The organism is Bradyrhizobium sp. F1.4.3, assembly GCF_040548375.1.
In the GTDB taxonomy this organism is placed as follows: domain Bacteria; phylum Pseudomonadota; class Alphaproteobacteria; order Rhizobiales; family Xanthobacteraceae; genus Bradyrhizobium.
Genome location: NZ_JBEPRN010000001.1, coordinates 1475097 through 1490300, shown reverse-complemented (window position 1 = coordinate 1490300; position 15204 = coordinate 1475097). Strand labels below are relative to the sequence as shown.

Annotated in this window: 18 protein-coding genes; 13 read left to right on the top strand and 5 right to left on the bottom strand. The window is 64.3% G+C overall.

The annotated features are described in order from the left end of the window. Positions 1–126: 126 nt before the first annotated feature. Positions 127–972, top strand: coding sequence for a DUF308 domain-containing protein (locus ABIB73_RS07220; protein ID WP_354222427.1), 846 nt, complete (start codon positions 127–129; stop codon positions 970–972). A gap of 251 nt (positions 973–1223) precedes the next feature. After that, positions 1224–1637: a Ros/MucR family transcriptional regulator gene (locus ABIB73_RS07215; protein WP_354222426.1), complete on the top strand. Its 414-nt coding sequence runs from the start codon at positions 1224–1226 to the stop codon at positions 1635–1637. A gap of 3 nt (positions 1638–1640) precedes the next feature. Here ABIB73_RS07215 and ABIB73_RS07210 read toward each other — a convergent pair whose 3' ends face one another. Both ABIB73_RS07210 and ABIB73_RS07205 read right to left on the bottom strand, forming a co-directional pair. Beyond that, a complete protein-coding gene (locus ABIB73_RS07210) occupies positions 1641–2069 on the bottom strand; it encodes a SufE family protein (RefSeq protein WP_354222424.1) in 429 nt (142 codons plus the stop codon). Between the two features lie 67 nt (positions 2070–2136). After that, complete coding sequence (locus tag ABIB73_RS07205) at positions 2137–2562, bottom strand: DUF5330 domain-containing protein (RefSeq protein ID WP_354222422.1); 426 nt, start codon at positions 2560–2562, stop codon at positions 2137–2139. A 386-nt stretch (positions 2563–2948) separates the two neighbouring features. On the opposite strand from ABIB73_RS07205, the gene ABIB73_RS07200 reads away from it, so the two are divergent. The 3 genes from ABIB73_RS07200 to ABIB73_RS07190 all read left to right on the top strand — a co-directional run bounded on the left by ABIB73_RS07200 (position 2949) and on the right by ABIB73_RS07190 (position 5969). Next, entirely contained in the window at positions 2949–4841 is a 1893-nt protein-coding gene (locus tag ABIB73_RS07200) for an ATP-binding protein (RefSeq protein WP_354222420.1), read from the top strand. Further along, positions 4834–5553: a peptidoglycan-binding domain-containing protein gene (locus ABIB73_RS07195; RefSeq protein ID WP_354222419.1), complete on the top strand. Its 720-nt coding sequence runs from the start codon at positions 4834–4836 to the stop codon at positions 5551–5553. The genes ABIB73_RS07200 and ABIB73_RS07195 overlap by 8 nt, the downstream gene beginning before the upstream one ends. A 71-nt stretch (positions 5554–5624) precedes the next feature. Further along, positions 5625–5969: a DUF1491 family protein gene (locus ABIB73_RS07190; protein WP_354222417.1), complete on the top strand. Its 345-nt coding sequence runs from the start codon at positions 5625–5627 to the stop codon at positions 5967–5969. On the opposite strand, the gene ABIB73_RS07185 is transcribed toward ABIB73_RS07190, so the two are convergent. After that, positions 5966–6943, bottom strand: a complete 978-nt coding sequence (locus ABIB73_RS07185; protein WP_354222415.1) for a DUF2336 domain-containing protein — start codon at positions 6941–6943, stop codon at positions 5966–5968. The genes ABIB73_RS07190 and ABIB73_RS07185 overlap by 4 nt on opposite strands. A 251-nt stretch (positions 6944–7194) precedes the next feature. Here ABIB73_RS07185 and ABIB73_RS07180 point away from each other — a divergent pair, with 251 nt between their 5' ends. From ABIB73_RS07180 to ABIB73_RS07160, 5 genes are all read left to right on the top strand, one after another. Further along, positions 7195–7383, top strand: a complete 189-nt coding sequence (locus tag ABIB73_RS07180) for a hypothetical protein (protein ID WP_354222413.1) — start codon at positions 7195–7197, stop codon at positions 7381–7383. Positions 7384–7398: 15 nt separating this feature from the next. Next, positions 7399–8160 (top strand): hypothetical protein, encoded by a 762-nt coding sequence (locus ABIB73_RS07175; RefSeq protein WP_354222411.1) that lies wholly within the window; start codon positions 7399–7401, stop codon positions 8158–8160. Between the two features lie 284 nt (positions 8161–8444). Then, on the top strand, positions 8445–9944 hold the full coding sequence (gene pdxR, locus ABIB73_RS07170) for a MocR-like pyridoxine biosynthesis transcription factor PdxR (protein ID WP_354222409.1): 1500 nt from the start codon (positions 8445–8447) through the stop codon (positions 9942–9944). A gap of 62 nt (positions 9945–10006) precedes the next feature. Next, a complete protein-coding gene (locus tag ABIB73_RS07165; RefSeq protein WP_354222407.1) occupies positions 10007–10636 on the top strand; it encodes an FMN-binding negative transcriptional regulator in 630 nt (209 codons plus the stop codon). Positions 10637–10670: 34 nt separating this feature from the next. Continuing rightward, a complete protein-coding gene (locus ABIB73_RS07160) occupies positions 10671–11117 on the top strand; it encodes a DMT family transporter (RefSeq protein ID WP_354222405.1) in 447 nt (148 codons plus the stop codon). A gap of 78 nt (positions 11118–11195) precedes the next feature. Here the strand turns inward: ABIB73_RS07160 and ABIB73_RS07155 are convergent, their stop codons facing one another. Together ABIB73_RS07155 and ABIB73_RS07150 are read right to left on the bottom strand one after the other, a co-directional pair. Further along, on the bottom strand, positions 11196–11603 hold the full coding sequence (locus tag ABIB73_RS07155) for a GFA family protein (protein ID WP_354222403.1): 408 nt from the start codon (positions 11601–11603) through the stop codon (positions 11196–11198). 144 nt (positions 11604–11747) lie between these two features. Beyond that, complete coding sequence (locus ABIB73_RS07150; RefSeq protein ID WP_354222401.1) at positions 11748–12800, bottom strand: Cj0069 family protein; 1053 nt, start codon at positions 12798–12800, stop codon at positions 11748–11750. Positions 12801–13085: 285 nt separating this feature from the next. Between ABIB73_RS07150 and ABIB73_RS07145 the strand changes: the two genes are divergently transcribed. From ABIB73_RS07145 to ABIB73_RS07135, 3 genes are read left to right on the top strand one after another with little or no spacing between them, the layout of a single operon-like run. Then, positions 13086–13904 (top strand): chromate resistance protein ChrB domain-containing protein, encoded by an 819-nt coding sequence (locus ABIB73_RS07145; RefSeq protein WP_354222399.1) that lies wholly within the window; start codon positions 13086–13088, stop codon positions 13902–13904. Between the two features lie 51 nt (positions 13905–13955). Continuing rightward, complete coding sequence (locus tag ABIB73_RS07140) at positions 13956–14189, top strand: hypothetical protein (RefSeq protein ID WP_354222397.1); 234 nt, start codon at positions 13956–13958, stop codon at positions 14187–14189. 41 nt (positions 14190–14230) lie between these two features. Next, positions 14231–15175 carry a DUF1259 domain-containing protein gene (locus ABIB73_RS07135; RefSeq protein ID WP_354222395.1) on the top strand — a complete coding sequence of 315 codons (945 nt, stop codon included), beginning with the start codon at positions 14231–14233 and terminating at the stop codon, positions 15173–15175. Positions 15176–15204 lie beyond the last annotated feature (29 nt).

The window sequence follows — 15204 nt, the reverse complement described above, 5'->3', positions numbered from 1 at the left end:
AATAAGTCCCTGATTTCCTTCCCTTTAGGAACGCAGCCGACAATTGGCCGTTGGCGAGGAACACCGTATGACGGTATCGTGGCGTAACGGGTGTCGCGTGTGGATGCGCGGCCGGGGGTGAGTTCGATGATCTTGGTATTGCTGATCGCAGGGATCGTCGCCGTGGTGGCGGGTCTCGCTGCGGTCCTTTTTGGCTACACCATCAGGGATTTCAGCCTCGGCAGCACCCTCATAATCTCCGGCACCATCGGCGTCTGCTCCGGAATGTTACTGGCCGGCCTCTATGTCGTGGCCACGGAACTGAAGGGAATTGCCCGGCGGCTGGCCGGATCGACCGCGCCGGCGGAGGTACGGGTCCGGCCCGTACTGCCGCCCGGCCTCGCGATGCCCGGCGCGCTCGCACCGGAACCGCCGGCTGCTCCGGCGATGAGGGGCGAGCTGCAGTCATCTCCCGCAGCGCCGCCATGGCAGGGCGAAGCGCCTGCACGCGATCGCCCGCGGGTCGAGGAGCCCGAAGAGCCGCAAGCTCCGGCAGCTCCGGAAGCACCGCGCCGGCGCAACCTGCTGTTCGCCTCGAGCTCGCGCAAGGAGCGCGAGCGTGCCGAGGCGAAGGCTGCCGAGGGGCCGCACCCAGTCCACGCCGAGTCCGCAGTCCCTGCCGCGCCTGAGGCTCCGCCCGCGAGCTTCGACGACGCTTGGCCGAGGCCGGACCGCATGCGGCCGTCGGAGCCGCCCGCGGCGCGTCGCCCGCCGCCGCGCTCACCAGCGACCTTCGAGCCCGCCGCACCTCAGCCTGCACCCGAGCCGTCGCCTGCGGAGCAGCCGCCGGTGAGCGTGCTCAAATCCGGCGTCGTCGACGGCATGGCCTATTCGCTTTATTCCGACGGCTCGATCGAGGCGCAGATGCCGGAGGGCATGATGCGCTTTGCCTCGATCGACGAACTGCGCGCCCATCTCGATCAGCGGTCCTAGAGCATGATCCGGAAAAGTGTGCAGCGGTTTTCCGAAAAGATCATGTTCAAACAACAACCTAAAGCGCGATGACGATCTCATCGCGCTTTAGGACTGCGCGTTCAAGTAAAGCGTCGCCATTCTTGTTCCGATAGTCGTAATCGGCGCATATTCACTAGTCGTCGTATTTCAGCCAAACGTATTGTTGACAGAAAATACTTCGCCTTCGCCAATACAGCGCGACGGAGCCAAATTGGAGAGAGGTCGAGCCCATGTCCGATGCCGCGGGCAAAAATTTCATCGAGCTGACGGCGAATATCGTGTCGGCCTATCTCAGCAACAACCCGACGCCGGCCGCCGAGATTCCGAACCTGATCAGCCAGGTGCATGGCGCTTTGACGCGGGTATCCTCGGGCCGCGTGGAGGCGCCGCTCGAGCCGGCGAAGCCGGCGGTCTCGCTGAAGAAGTCGATCGCGCCGGATTATCTGGTGTGTCTGGAGGACGGCAAGCGCTTCAAGTCGCTGAAGCGCCATCTGCGCACCCAGTACAACATGACGCCCGAGCAATATCGCGAGAAATGGGGCCTGCCGGCCGACTATCCCATGGTCGCGCCGAATTATGCGGTGGCACGCTCGCAGCTGGCGAAGAAGATGGGGCTGGGACAGCAGCAGCGGAAGCGGAAGTAGCCTTCAAGAAGCTTCGGCGAGCGCCTCTTTCGCATCGACCTTGATACGTTCGACCATCGAGCGCAGACCGTTGGAGCGCTGCGGCGTCAGATGGTCGCGAAAGCCGAACTCGTCGAACACGGCAATCGCGTCGGTCGCGAGGATCTCCTGCGGCGTACGGCCGGAATAGAGCGAGAGCACGATCGCGACCAGCCCACGCACGATATGGGCGTCGCTGTCGCCAAGGTATCTCAGGCGCGGTGCGCCGTTGCCGCGGTCGACATGCTTGGCGAGCCAGACCTGGCTGACGCAGCCCTGCACCTTGTTGGCGGCGGAGTGTTCCGCCTCGGGCATCGGTTCCAGGGTGCGGCCGAGTTCGATGACGTACCGGTAGCGGTCGTCCCACTCGTCCAGAAGCTCGAAATTGTCCCTGATTTCGTCGATTGTCGTCATGATGGCCCGTGTTCCCGTTCAGGCCAATATAGGGACGCAAGGCCGCGAAATCGATAGGATTTGAGCCCTAATTCGCTCGCACCGGACCGCGCCACTCCAGCGCGAGGTCGTCCTGGGTCAGGGTGTCGCGCGGCGTCTCGCTTGTGGCCGCATCGCCTTCACCGGCGACTTCGATCGAGCCGGTGTGGTCGGGCGCCTTCTTGTCGTTCTTCTCGTTGGTGATCAGTTCCTTCTTGTCGTTGATGATCTGGTAGATTTTCTTCGCGCCGTCCTGCGCCCGCTGGCCGATGATGGTCGCGGCCTGTCCGCCGACCTCGCAGGCCGCAGGCTGGCGCTTGCAGAACTGGGTCATGTCGGAGACTGCCGCGGTCGCAGCCTGCACCGCATCGGCAGCGCCGATCTGCGGCAGCTTCCCCGATTCGGGCGTCTTGTCCCGCGGCAGGAGCACCAGCACCAGCCCGAGCCAGAATGTGATGCGAAGCAGAAAGCGCATCTTGCGACCTGTATGTTAGATCCCGCCACGGCGATTCCCGCGGGGCGTCCGACCTAGCATCTCTCGATAAATCGCAAGTGATTGCCTTCCGCTTAATTCGCGGAAAATTTACGCAAAAATCTTCGGGAATGCAGTTCTCGTAAATTTTCGATTGACGTCCGTGCCTGTGACCTTCCGGTCCCGCGCATCCACCAATTCGAAACCATGAGAGGGAAGGCGAAACCCTGTGTTCACCATCCCCGCTGATGACATCGCCAAATCGCCTAAAAATCTCCGTGATGCCGCGGTGTCAGGCCGCAGGCCGGGCCGCCTTAGCACTCGTTTAAGGTCGCTCTGACACGTTGGCTCAACGATAAGGAGGCGTTCCGCCACGTCTTCAATGATGAATGAGCCGAAGCGCGAGACCCGTGACAGTTCTGAGTATCATCCGCGATTGTCTCGATGCGCTGCTGCATCCCTCCGCGCGTTACGATGCGCTGACGCGAGCGCGTCATCGTGCCTTCATGGCGCCGCGGCTTCTGGGAAGCTTGGCCGCCTTTGCCGCATTTCCGGTCTATCTCGCCATGCGCGGCGCGCCGAGCGCGATCGAGGTCGCGGCCTTCGCGTGGCTGATCGCGCCGATCCTGTTGTCCTGGTTCCTGTCGCGCACTGGACGTTACGAAGGCGCTCATGTGCTGTCGTCGCTGGCGCTGGCCGGCCTGATCATGGCGGTCGCAGGCACGACCGGTGGCATCGAATCATTTGCGGCGATCTGGCTGGTGGTGGTGCCCCTCGAAGCCGCGCTGTCGGCCTCGCGCCGCGTCGCAGCTTTTGCCTCGCTGCTTGCATTGTCCTGCGCCGGAATCCTGATCCTCGTCAGCCAGCTCGGCTGGTTGCAGCCCGCAGATACCAGCGCCGCGCAACGCGGCCTGCTGATGGCGTTCGGCGTGGCCTCGGCGACGCTCTACGCTGCAGGCGTCGCCTTCGGCGCCGAGTCGCTCGCGCGCACCACTGTCAACCTCCTGTCGCGCGAAGAGGAACGCTACCGTCTGCTGGCGCGCAACATGAGCGACGTGATTTCGCGGCATCAGCGCAACGGCGCGGTGCAATTCATCTCGCCGGCGGTGGAGGCCATGCTTGGCATGCCGGTTGTCCGATTGCTCGGCCATGGCCTGTTCGACCGCGTTCATGTCGCTGATCGTCCGGCTTATCTCACTGCACTGTCGGACGCCGCGCGCGGCGACGTGCGCAGTGTCGAGTTCCGGCTGCGGCAGGAGAAGGCCGGTCCCGAGCGCCGCCAAGCCGGTTTTCAAGCCGATTTCATCTGGGTCGAGATGCGCTGCCGTCCGCTCGAACAGGATCTGGGTCGCCAGCATCTTGATCGAGATGTCGCAGCAGAGGCCGAAGTCGTCGCCGTGATGCGCGACGTCACCGATCGCAAGCTTGGGGAGCAGGCGCTCGATCAGGCCCGCAGCGGGGCGGAGGCGGCCGACGCCGCCAAGACGCGCTTCCTCGCCACCATGAGCCATGAATTGCGCACGCCGCTCAACGCCATCATCGGCTTCTCCGAGATGATCGCGCAGGAGCAGACCTTGATGCTAGGGGCAGCCCAGCGCAGGGAATATGCCCAGCTCATCAACGATTCCGGCCAGCATCTCTTGTCGGTCGTCAATGGCATCCTGGATATGTCGAAGATGGAATCGGGCAATTTCGAGATTGCGTCGGAGCCATTCGCGCCGCGCGCCTCGCTGATGCATTGCTGCAACCTGCTGGCGCTGAAAGCGCGCGAGAATGGCATCGATCTCATCACCGATGCGCCGCAGGATCTACCGGTGATGACCGGCGATCCGCGCGCCTTCAAGCAGATCGTGCTCAACCTCGTCGCCAACGCCGTCAAGTTCACCGAGCGCGGCGGTCAGGTCACAGTGACAGCCGCCGCATCCGCCTCGCAGCTCACGCTGCGCATCAGCGACACCGGCGTCGGCATCGCGCCGGACGATCTCAAGCGTATCGGCTCGCCGTTCTTCCAGGCCGGCAAGACCTATCAACGTCGTCACGAAGGCACCGGCCTCGGGCTTTCGATCGTGAAGAGCCTCGTGGCGTTGCATCTCGGCGAATTGACGGTACAAAGCAAGCTCGGCGAGGGCACCGCCGTCACCGTCAAGCTGCCGCTCGTCTATACGCCGCCGCAGGCCAAAGCGTCTGACAAGAAGCCGGCGGAGAGCAAGATCGCGACGCTGACGCCGGTGCTGCGTCATGAACTTCAGGACCAACCTGCTCTGGTGAAGAAAAGTGCCTAGAAAGTCTGCAAAGGTCGAAGCCGCTCCGCGCCGCCGTGGCGCCAAGGCGGCGGTCGTGGATGTCGAGACCGAGCGCAATCTCGTGATGCGCGTTCTCTTGCACAGCCCCAAGGACACACTGGCCGGCTTCGTCGCCGTCGCCGCCGTCAGCGCGATCGTTGCCAATGCACTGTTCTTCCAGACCGGCCGGCATCCGGCGCCGATGTTCGGCACTGTGATCAATCTCCCCGCGCCGTCGTCCATGCCGCTGTCGAATCCCATACCGCGCCCGCGCCCCGTCGGGGCCGATACCTCGCCGCTCGAGCCGAAGGCGACGGAGTTTCGCGTTGAGCCCAAACCTGCGGAGAGAGCGGCCGAGAAGGCGCCGGAGAAGCCCGTCGAGTCGACCGCATCGACGCCGCGTTCGGGCGATCCAATGACCAATCTGGTCAAGGCCGCGACATCGACGCCGACGCCGCCTTCGGTCGCCATCGCGCGCCCGCCGGCGCCCATTCCGGTGCAGCAAAGCCCGGCGGCACGTCGCCTTGCCGGCGTGCAGCGCGCGCTGTCCGAATATGGCTACGGCCAGTTGAAGGTCACGGGCACGATGAGCGGCGAGACCCAGTCGGCGATCCAGAAGTTCGAGCGTGAGCACAAGATGGCCGTCACAGGCCAGGTGTCCGAGCGGCTGTTGCGCGAGCTCGGTGCCGCGATCGGCCATCCCGTCGAATAATCGTCACGCTTGCGCCAGGGCCGGTGCTCGCAGGCTGGTGCTGATCCCGGCACTGGCCTATCGTGCGCGTCATGCGATTGAAATCAAACATATGGGTCGCGGCGTACTTGCGCCGGTGCCAGACTGAGGGCGTGTTCGGTGCCGTGCGTCGTCGTGGCGCCGAGGAAGCGGGTGCGGTGTTCGTCAAGGTCGCGCTGCTCGACGGCAATGCGATGCTCTACGTGCCGGCGCCGCAGACCGTCTATGACGACGGCCGGCCGGTCGATCGCTTCTTCGTGCCGCTTGCGCCGCAGCCGATGCCTGAGCCTGCTGTCGAAGAGCGCCTGACCAAGGAAATCCGCTTCGACCCGGATGCCTGGATTGTCGAGACCGAGGACCGCGCGGGGCGGCACTTCCTGGAACTGGCGAAGACCTAGCGATCCGACGATCCGTCGGTGCCCGTCAGCACCCCAGGCGCCGAGCCCGGCTGTACGTTTGGCCGCGACTGGCTGGATGCGCCGCGTGCGCGCTGGCGTTCGCTGTCGTGCAGCGACGACTGATACTTGGCGCGCGTGACGGCGAGCGTCGAGCCGCGCCAGGCAGCCAGCATCACCAGCGCCGAGCGGTCGCTGAGGCGGTCATAGAGCCGCGACAACCGGTAGACCGCATCCACGGACGTGCCGATGTCCGCCTTGAAGAACAGCAGGATGCGCTGGAAGTTGGGGCTCGGCATGTCGAGCGCACGCGCGGCGACCGCGAGCGCCTCGCCGCCAGGATCGTCGACGATCTGCGCCGCCACGCGCGAAGGCAGGATCAGGCTGTCGCCGAGCTCGAAGGTGAAATTCTCGAAATCGTTGGCGATTGCCGCCATCTCCAGGATCTGGATCGCGCGCTTGGCGCGCACGGTCGGGATGCGCGGCGCGGCCTTTAGCGGCGTCTGCGACAGGTTGTGCAGGATCAGCGCGCGCTGGCTCGCATCGGCGCCGAAGAACATGTCGTGGATCTCGGCGGCTTCCTTCGGCTGCATCGCCATATTGGCGGCCATGCGCTGCTCGGCGTCGGTCGGCGTGCGGGCAGGTGAGAGGGCGGGCGCAGCACGCGGGATTTCGCGCGCGAGCGGCACCCTGCGGCCTTCTTGCGCCGCGACCAGTCCGAGCTTCTGCAGGATCGGGATGGGCGTCGACGGATAGATTGCGAGCCGCGCCTTGACGGCCGCGCGCGTCGCGTCGTCGACCTGGTCGATCAGCCGCGTGGCGAGCTCGACAAATTGCCGCTGTTCGTCGGCGTTGTGGGTGCTTGCCTGGACATAAAGGTCGGTCAGGACGCGCAGCAGCGTCGGACGAACATCGACGCCCTCGCGACGGGAGAGTGTCATCAGTCCGTCAAATCCGGGAAACAGCGACTTGGTCATGGAGGCGTACGCAACTCGGAAAAGACTGTTGCCTCAGCCTATCAGGGGCTCCTTTAAAGGCTCGTTAAGGAAAACGAGGTGTGAAGGGGGACCCGCAATTTGGGCCGTTACCGTGCCGCAACGGGAATTCCGGCGCGCCCCGTGCGGTTACGGTCCGAACGCCACGTTTACACCCCGTTAACCATGAACTGATCTTAATGATCCCATGTTGCAGCGGCGCTTTCGGTCGCGCGGCAATTGAGAGAGCTGACATGGGGACCATCATTGAATTTCCGGCCGGTCGCCGGGTGGGCTCGTCGGGGGACGTCGTACCGCGCGCGGACATGGGAACGATTCTGATCCTTCCCGCGATCCGCATCGAGCGCGAGGCGGATGAAACCAGCGGCGATCGTGGGCCGGAAGCGGGCACAGCGCCGGGGCGCCGTCGTCGTCGCCGCTAACGTCCGGCTTTTGCAATGCCGGGAACCATCCGCCAGATTCGACCTGTCACATCAGCCGTCCTGCTCGCGCTGTCGGGTGCGACGCTCGCCGCCTGTAGCGGCGGCGATTTCGGCCGCACCCGCGCGGACATGCGCAGCGACGACATGCATCGCTGGCTCGGCGCTGAAGTCACCTCCAGCATCGGTCTGAGACCGTCGCAATTCCAATTGACCGACCAAGAGCGCCAGCTGCGCGACCTCGCCTATCCCATCATCGAGCCGCCGCTGTCCCGGCCGGCCTGGAAGAGCGTGTTCGGCGACTACAAGGCCTTGCCGTCGCCCTGGCACCAGAACATCGTGTTCGACCGCACCATGTACGGGCGCACGCTCATCGACGAGCCGCATCGCTCGCATTCCTCGCGCTATGCGCAGCTGATCGAGGACGTGCGCAACGATATCACCCGGTTCGAGCCGTTCTTCGGCTGTGCGATCCGCGTCATCGATCTCGACAAGAAGCGCGACGCCAGCATGGCGCGCGTCTCCGCGCTTTCGCCACAGGAAAAGGCCGACGCCGTTGAGCGCATGCAGGAGAACTCGCTGATCATCCAGTGGGTGCAGCAATCGCTCGAGCAGCGCGTCTCGTCCTATCGCTGGGCGCTGGAGCGGCTGGTGATCCAGGCGCCCGACGGCATGGCCGCCGACGCCGATCGCCTGATCGGCGAGCTCGCAGCCCAGACCGCCAATCCGCCGGTCGCGGCCCAGCCGGTGTACCAGCGCCCGGTCATCTCGAAGGGCTGACCGCCGCTAATCGCACAACAAAGATATCTCCGCGCCTGCGCCGGGGCCGCGCTCGCGTGCGCCGAAGCGCGCCCCCAGATCATCAAGGCCGCGATTGAACGACGAGAAATGCGGCCGCTATAGCCAGGAGCCAGCCCATTTCATTTCGCTATAGCCGCCAAAGCGGACTCTGTCGGTGAACTCCGCCATTTCGACACGAGCCACTTGTCGACACGAGCCACTTGGTTTTCGATCCGCTTCGCATCACACTGGCATAGGAGATCAACCGTTTCTGCGGATATCGAATGGTCCAGACAAGGCGCCGCGCCGGACGCATGGGAGCCCGGCAAATCTACCAAACCCTCAAGGACCAGATCATGGAGCGGGTGTACGGCGTTGACGGCCTGCTGCCGTCGTCCCGTGCCCTTGCCGGCGAGCTCGGCGTCTCGCGCACCACAGTGACGGTCGCCTATGAGCAGCTCGCGGCGGAAGGCTTCATCGAGGTCCGCCATGGCGCGCGGCCACGTGTTGCCGGTGCCGCCGTCGAGCGTGGGCGGGTCCGCGCCGTATCCAGGCCGTCATCGCGCAATCTGCGGCTTTCAAGATTTGGCGAGCGACTGCGACAAGACCTGCCCCGCTGGACCGAACCGCCGCGCGGCCTCCTTGCAAACTTCAGATACGGCGACTTGTCGCCGGCGGACTTCCCGATACTCGCCTGGAAGAGGGCCATGGTCTCGGCGCTGAACCGGCGGCCCGAGCGATTGGCCTATGAAAACCCTTGCGGGTCACTGCGGCTCCGGACGGCGCTCCAGGGCTATCTCTGGCGTTCGCGGCGCGTACGCTGCGATGTCGACCAGATCGTCATCGTGAACGGATCGCAGCAGGGGCTCGACCTGTGCGCGCGGCTGCTGCTCGATGCCGGCGACCGCTTCGTCATGGAAGATCCGGGCTACCTGATGGCGCGGCACGCCTTCTCGGCCACCGGTGCCATCGCGGTGCCGATTCCGGTCGACAAAGACGGTCTGGAAACCGAGCGCCTTGCGGCGGTCGAAGCCCGGCTCGCCTATGTGACGCCGTCGCATCAATATCCGCTGGGCGGGGTTCTGCCAATAGGACGCCGGCATCAATTGCTCGTCTGGGCAGCACGCGCAGATGCCTATGTGATCGAGGACGATTACGACAGTGAGTATCGCTACGACACCAAACCAGTCCCGCCTCTTCATGCGCTGGAGGGCAGTGGGAACGTCGTCTATCTCGGCACCGTGTCCAAGACGTTGTCGCCGACATTGAGGATCGGCTATTTGGTGGTGCCCGCCGGATTGCGATCCTTGTTCAGCGCGGCCAAGCAGACCATGGATCGGCACACGCCTCAGATTGAGCAGGAGGCGCTCGCCACGATGCTGGAGAGCGGCGCCTACGAGCGCCATGTCAGGCGCGTCCGCCGGCGCAACGCCGAGCGCCGGCAGGCCCTGCTCGATGCCTTGCACCACTGGTTTGGCGATCGGATCCGGATCGACGGCGCGGATGCCGGCTTGCACGTCGTGGCGTGGTTTCGCGATCTGACCCGCGAAAACGAAACAGTGTTGATCGAGACCGCTCGGTCGAAAGGCGTCGGCATCTATCCCGTCTCGGCGCTGTTCGACCGACGCGGGCAGGGGCGCCGCCGCCGTGCGGAGGTCGTCGGTCTCGTGATGGGCTTCGCGGCGCTCGACGTGCGTCAGATCGAGCGGGGCTGCAAGCTTCTCGTCCAGGCCGTCGACGACGTCGTGCCCCGGCGGCGGAAACTGGACCAGAATAAAGCCTGAGAACTGGCAGTTTCATATAGGCCAGATTCTGGCACTCTCCGGGACAGGAACGGAGACAAGCGATGTACATACCCCCCGCCTTCAAGGACGACGATTTCGAGAGCATCCGCGCGATCATTCGCGACGCCCGCCTGTCCCATCTGGTGACGGCGACCGCCGAAGGCACGGTGGCGACGCCGCTGCCGCTCTTCCTCGACGACACCGAGGGCGAAAGCGGAACGCTGTACGGGCATGTGGCAAGGGCCAATCCGCAGTGGCATCTCGCCCCGATCGGCGACGCGCTCGCGATCTTCACCGGCCCGGAGGCCTATGTGACGCCGTCCTGGTATGCGACCAAGCGGGACACCGGAAAGGTGGTGCCGACCTGGAACTACGTCGCCGTGCACGCCTACGGCCCGGTCGAATTCTTTCAGGAGACCGAGCGCCTGCTCGATGTGGTGACGCGCCTGACCAACAAGCACGAAGGACCGCGCGCGAAACCGTGGGCCGTCACTGATGCTCCCGCTGATTTCATCGCCGCGCAGTTGCGGGGGATCGTGGGCCTACGCATTCCGGTCGTGCGGTTCGACGGCAAGCGCAAGCTGAGCCAGAACCGCCCCGAGGCTGATCGCGTCGGCGTCGCGGCGGGACTCGCGGCAAGCGACAACCCGCAGGACCGGCAGGTCGCTCCTTTGATCCAGGTGCCGGCGTAGAGTATCGCGGGAGCCGGAGAACTCGGGGGACGAGATGTTGAAGCTGGCGTTTCCGATGATCCTGGCCGCTGCGGCCGGGATCAGTCTGGTCGTGCAACAGGCCCTCAATGCGAACCTGCGAGCGGCGCTGAAGTCGGCGGCCTGGTCGGGATTCATGAGCTACTTTATCGGTGTGATCTGCATGGCGGCGCTCGCGCTGCTGCTGCAGGACCCCGTCCCATCGGCAGCCACCGCCGCCCGCATACCCTGGTTCGCCTGGAGCGGCGGCCTGTTCGGCGCCATCTTCATTGGGCTCGGGATATTCCTGGTCCCTCAGCTCGGCGCCGCCACCTTCTTCGCACTCCTCATCGCCGGTCAGATGCTTGGCTCGATCGCATTCGACCATTTCGGCTTGTTGGGCGTTCCCGTTCATCCGATCAGTGCCGTCAGGGTCGCCGGAGCCGTCCTGCTCGTGGGCGGGGTCATCCTGATCCGCATGTAGAACGCGAGACGAAGTCCTGGCGTTCAGACCCATCCCTGCGGCTGTGAAAGTGCTCGGCCTTCATGGTTCGAGACCTTACTACGGCTGCGGAGGGTAGCGGTCGAACGTTGGCAATTCGTGCGCGCGCTCCATCCAGCGAAGACGCTCGGCGACCTGGATATGCACCGTCGCCGGTACGGCATCGGGATCGTCATAGGTCCCGCTCTGGATGTCGATGATCCCGGGCAACATGTTGGCATTGATGTAAAACAGACCGGTCCCGCAATTGCCGCAAAAGTGCCGCCGACCATGTTCCGAGGAACTGTAGACCTTGGGCCCTCCCTTGGTCACCTTGACGGCATCGTCCGCGTACATCGTCCAGCCGACAACCGGAGCGCCGGCGTGGAGTCGGCAATCGTGGCGGTGACACAGCGCATGCACGATCGCTTCCCCCTCGACCTGATAACGAATTGCGCCGCAGTGACAGCCGCCGGTGATGGTGCTCATGCTTTCCTTCCGATCGAAGCAAGTTTCTCGGATCGATAGCTTTGGAGGCTTGTAGCTTCAACGGCGCAATCGATTTGCGATTGCGTCCTACTGTCGCGTGACAATAGCCGCCATCACGGGTTCCTATCTGCTGGAACCGGCACCTTAAGTCTGCCGAAGGCGGTGCTTCACGGTCCGCGCTATTGCCGCAGGGGCCTCCTCAGGAATCGCGAAGCAGGAGCTCGCGTTGATTTCGCACAGGACGTATGTGTCGGCGCCGGCGGCGTCTTTCGGGCCGTACAGGAAGTCCGCATCCCAGATCACCGGCAGCGATAGTTCGTCGATGCCGAGCGTTTTCATCATCTGCGGCGTCCATTCGTCCTCCATCGATCTTCGAAGCGCTTGGAATTGCGGGGCATCCGGCCCGTGCATGATCCGCGGGCCTGGCTGCGCTTCAGGCGAGTCGGGGCCTTCGGGCGGCGGCGGGATCAGGGCCTTGATCAACTGGTGCCCGAAGCCCGCGACCTTGGAGCCGCTCATGTAGCAGCGGATCATTCCGTCGGGCAGGCGGGGTTGAAACGCCTGATCGATGATGCAGCCGCCCCAGCCGAAATAGGGCTCGCATCTCGCAAGGAAGGCATCGAGCGGCATGTCCTCCGGCAGGCTCCCGCGTTGCGCATGGAGCACCCGAACTACGGAATCGGCGTTTGGCAGCGCCTCGATCTTCCAAACGCCCTGACCTCCGTTGCCGCGATTTTGCTTCAGCACCCGGGGGCCGTTCGTCTGGAGGCGCGACGGAAATTCGGCGCGGAATGCCGCAGCGCTGTCGTAGCGATGCGTGTCGGTGCCCCAGCCGAGGTGACGCGTTCGGTGGAGCACTTCCTTGACGCCCATCTTCAGGATGATGTCGGGATGTGCGCTCACCCATGGTCCTTGCGCCGCGACGTCGCGAAGCAGCGGGTCGAGGTCAGCGCGCGTCTTGCCCTGATGGATCGGATCGACCCAGACGAGTACGCCGTCGACCGCGTGCAATTGATCGGGGACCGCATCGGCGAAGCTCTCGTCGTAAATCACTGGCCGGGCTTCGATGCCGATTGCGGCGAGTGCTTCGAAGACGCGGACGAAGCGGCTGTTCTGCGCCGTCGTATCCCGGCGTGCGGCAGCGTCTCCGCGTGAGAGGATCGCGATAGTCTGGGGAGGGTGGCGTTCGGTGTCCATGCGCAAGCTCCACGAATGGCGTGCTGCGCAGAGCTTGGACCGAGGTCTCACGGGGAGTCTGCTTTGTCCCCATGCGGACGACCTTACGTGAGATCGTCTGGAAGTTTCAAGACGGTGGTTGGCGCGGTTCCGTTCGAAGGGCTCTTCGTTCCGCGATTTCGTGGGGCCTCCGCACACCGGGTTGACAGCTCGACGATCAGGGTTTTTATTTGGGCCACGGGGATGTGCGATCTCCCCGCGAGGCGACATGCCCAAGAATCGCGTCCTGATCACCAAGGACGCAGCATGTCTTCATACACCTCGATTTCTTCCGACAAATTGTCTCGTCTCATAGGCACGTCCGGCGCGCCGGCGCTTGTCGACGTGCGGGTCGACGAGGACTTCTCGGCGGACCCGCGCCTGATTCCGGGCGCCGTACGACGCTCGCATTTCGACGTCCTGGACTGGGGCTCACGCATGACCGGCCAATCCGTGGTCGTCGTCTGCAACAAGGGCCAGAAGCTCAGCGAAGGAACCGCCGCGTGGTTGCGCTGTGGCAACGTGGCAGCCGAAATTCTTGAGGGCGGTCATCTTGGCTGGAAAGCAGCGGCCCTGCCGACCGTGCCGGCCGACAAGATTCCGAAACGCGACGGACGCGGCCGCACTGTCTGGGTGACGCGGTCGCGGCCGAAGATCGACCGCATCGCCTGTCCATGGTTGATCCGCCGCTTCGTCGATCCTGCCGCCCAATTCCTCTTTGTGACAGCCTCGGAGGTCGAGGCGGTCGCGGAGCGCTTTGGTCCAACGCCCTTCGATATCGAGAACGTCTACTGGAGCCATCGCGGCGAACTCTGCACCTTCGACGTGATGGTGAAGGAGTTCGGGCTCTCGACACCCGCGCTCGAACGGTTGGCGACGATGGTCCGCGCTGCCGATACCGCGCGGCTCGACCTTTCGCCAGAGGCGCCCGGATTGCTGGCAGCTTCGCTTGGTCTGTCGCGGATGTTCGACGATGACCTCGAACAGTTGAATGCCGGCTTTCTCCTCTACGACGCATTCTACCGGTGGTGTCGCGATGCGACCAGAGAGACGCACAATTGGCCGACCAACAAGATAAGGCCGTGAAACCGAGAAGCGAACGTTACCTGGGGGCCGGGACACAACCAGGAGAGCACCATGCGCAAACACATAATCTCCTTTGCAGCCCTTCTGCTGGCGACGGCTGGCGGAATGTCGCACGCGCGCGCCCTCACTCAGGAGGAGCTCGTCGCAAGAATTCAGGCCGCCGGTTACACGCAGGTCAGCGACATCAAGTCGACCGCCGAAGGCACAACCGCCAGGGCAGTCAAGGACGGCCAGCACGTGCGACTTGTTGTCGACAGCAGTGGCCAGATCAAGGAACAACGCTAGAGCTTTCCGCAGCGACAGCGTTGCAGCCAAGGAGCAGTATCATGCAAAAGACAATCTCGGCGCTGATCGGCATCGGCGCGTACCTCGTTGTTCAGGACACAGGCGCGCAAAGGTTCGACTGGGGCACGCTCGCCACGCCTTTTATCTCGATGGCCCGCGCGCAGGACGCCGATTGGCAGAAAGTCGATGAAACGCTGGGCCGAAAGCCGGCCGTCACGGGCGATGTACGTCGCTACGGCTTCCCGCGGTCAGATCTCTCGGTGACACTCGATGGCGTGGCCATCAAACCGGCGCTCGCGCTCGGCGGCTGGGTCGCATTCAAGCCCGCGCATGGCGGCACCATGATCATGGGCGACCTGGTATTGCTCGAATCCGAGATCAACCCCGTGATGGCGAAGATGATCGCCAGCGGGCTCGACATCACCGCCGTGCACAATCATCTGCTGCGGGCTAGCCCCGCGACGTTCTACATGCATGTCGCCGGCCACGGCGATCCGCTCAAGCTGGCGTCGGTGATCCATGATGCGCTCGCCGAGAGCAAAACCCCGCTAACGGTTGCGGCCCCTCCCGGTCCGCCGCCTGCCGTGGAACTCGACACGGCCCAACTCGACCAGATCATCGGCGTCAAGGGACAGGGCAACGGCGGCGTCTACCAATTCAACGTGCCGCGTCGCGACCCCATCACTGAAGGCGGCATGCAGTTGAGCCCGGTTGGGCCGATGGGCGTTGCGATCGGCATCAACTTCCAGCCGACCGGAGGCGGCAAGGCCGCGATCACCGGGGATTTCGTGTTGACCGGCGAAGAGGTCAATCCGGTGATCGTGGCGTTACGCACTCACGGCATCGAGGTGACCGCCTTGCACAATCACATGTTGGACGAGCAGCCGCGGCTGTTCTTCATGCATTTCTGGGCCAATGACGATGCGATCAAGCTCGCGAAGGGCTTGCGCGCGGCCCTCGACAAGACGGCAAGCACGAAGAGCTGATGCGAGGGGACGTCGTGATGATGGTGCAT

Excerpts from the sequence above, each read along its gene's own strand:
- ABIB73_RS07145 (WP_354222399.1), top strand. The coding sequence starts at position 13,086 with ATGTCTTCATACACCTCGATTTCTTCCGACAAATTGTCTCGTCTCATA.
- ABIB73_RS07185 (WP_354222415.1), bottom strand. The coding sequence starts at position 6,943 with ATGACCAAGTCGCTGTTTCCCGGATTTGACGGACTGATGACACTCTCC.
- ABIB73_RS07160 (WP_354222405.1), top strand. The coding sequence starts at position 10,671 with ATGTTGAAGCTGGCGTTTCCGATGATCCTGGCCGCTGCGGCCGGGATC.
- ABIB73_RS07135 (WP_354222395.1), top strand. The coding sequence starts at position 14,231 with ATGCAAAAGACAATCTCGGCGCTGATCGGCATCGGCGCGTACCTCGTT.
- ABIB73_RS07210 (WP_354222424.1), bottom strand. The coding sequence starts at position 2,069 with ATGACGACAATCGACGAAATCAGGGACAATTTCGAGCTTCTGGACGAG.
- pdxR (WP_354222409.1), top strand. The coding sequence starts at position 8,445 with ATGGTCCAGACAAGGCGCCGCGCCGGACGCATGGGAGCCCGGCAAATC.
- ABIB73_RS07155 (WP_354222403.1), bottom strand. The coding sequence starts at position 11,603 with ATGAGCACCATCACCGGCGGCTGTCACTGCGGCGCAATTCGTTATCAG.
- ABIB73_RS07220 (WP_354222427.1), top strand. The coding sequence starts at position 127 with ATGATCTTGGTATTGCTGATCGCAGGGATCGTCGCCGTGGTGGCGGGT.
- ABIB73_RS07180 (WP_354222413.1), top strand. The coding sequence starts at position 7,195 with ATGGGGACCATCATTGAATTTCCGGCCGGTCGCCGGGTGGGCTCGTCG.
- ABIB73_RS07150 (WP_354222401.1), bottom strand. The coding sequence starts at position 12,800 with ATGGACACCGAACGCCACCCTCCCCAGACTATCGCGATCCTCTCACGC.
- ABIB73_RS07200 (WP_354222420.1), top strand. The coding sequence starts at position 2,949 with ATGAGCCGAAGCGCGAGACCCGTGACAGTTCTGAGTATCATCCGCGAT.
- ABIB73_RS07165 (WP_354222407.1), top strand. The coding sequence starts at position 10,007 with ATGTACATACCCCCCGCCTTCAAGGACGACGATTTCGAGAGCATCCGC.
- ABIB73_RS07140 (WP_354222397.1), top strand. The coding sequence starts at position 13,956 with ATGCGCAAACACATAATCTCCTTTGCAGCCCTTCTGCTGGCGACGGCT.
- ABIB73_RS07190 (WP_354222417.1), top strand. The coding sequence starts at position 5,625 with ATGCGATTGAAATCAAACATATGGGTCGCGGCGTACTTGCGCCGGTGC.
- ABIB73_RS07205 (WP_354222422.1), bottom strand. The coding sequence starts at position 2,562 with ATGCGCTTTCTGCTTCGCATCACATTCTGGCTCGGGCTGGTGCTGGTG.
- ABIB73_RS07215 (WP_354222426.1), top strand. The coding sequence starts at position 1,224 with ATGTCCGATGCCGCGGGCAAAAATTTCATCGAGCTGACGGCGAATATC.
- ABIB73_RS07175 (WP_354222411.1), top strand. The coding sequence starts at position 7,399 with ATGCCGGGAACCATCCGCCAGATTCGACCTGTCACATCAGCCGTCCTG.